A 516-nucleotide genomic window follows, 5' to 3' on the forward strand; every position below is an offset into this window, starting at 1 on the left:
AGGCTCTCGTGATCGGATCGACACGGCAGGTTCGGGTGTACGTCTACCGAACGCCCGCGGATATGAGGAAGTCGTTCAATACGCTGGCGGCCCTCGTCGTTCAGGGTCTCGGTCGCGACGTCATGTCCGGCGACATCTTCCTTTTCGTCGGCCGGACGCGAAAGCTCGCCAAGCTGATCTACTGGGACGGGACGGGGCTTTGCCTCTTCTCGAAGCGCCTCGCGAAGGGCTGCTTCGCGGCGCCATGGGCGCAGCCTGGCGACCACCCGCTCATGCTCACCACCAGCGAGCTTGCGATTCTGCTCGAAGGGAGCGAGCTCGCGTTGCGTATGCCCCTCTCGCCGCCGCCCTACGCCGCCGCCGAGCGCGTCCTGCGCTGGGCGTGAGAACTTTTTTATCATCCCGTCGGTACATTCGGGGGGTCTGACGACATTATACAGTCGAGGCCCCCGTGAATTTCGAGACCGAGAACGACCCCGAGATCCTCCGGCAGGCGGCCCTGCTCCTGGAGCGTGA

At 64.3% G+C, this 516-nt stretch carries 1 protein-coding gene; it reads left to right on the forward strand.

Going from position 1 to position 516, the window contains the following annotated elements:
• The coding region (gene tnpB, locus E8A74_RS51695; RefSeq protein ID WP_211365665.1) for an IS66 family insertion sequence element accessory protein TnpB at positions 1 to 386 on the forward strand (386 nt) is incomplete at its 5' end.
• Positions 387 to 516: the final 130 nt, after the last annotated feature.

Source organism: Polyangium fumosum, assembly GCF_005144585.1.
In the GTDB taxonomy this organism is placed as follows: Bacteria; Myxococcota_A; Polyangia; order Polyangiales; family Polyangiaceae; genus Polyangium; species Polyangium fumosum.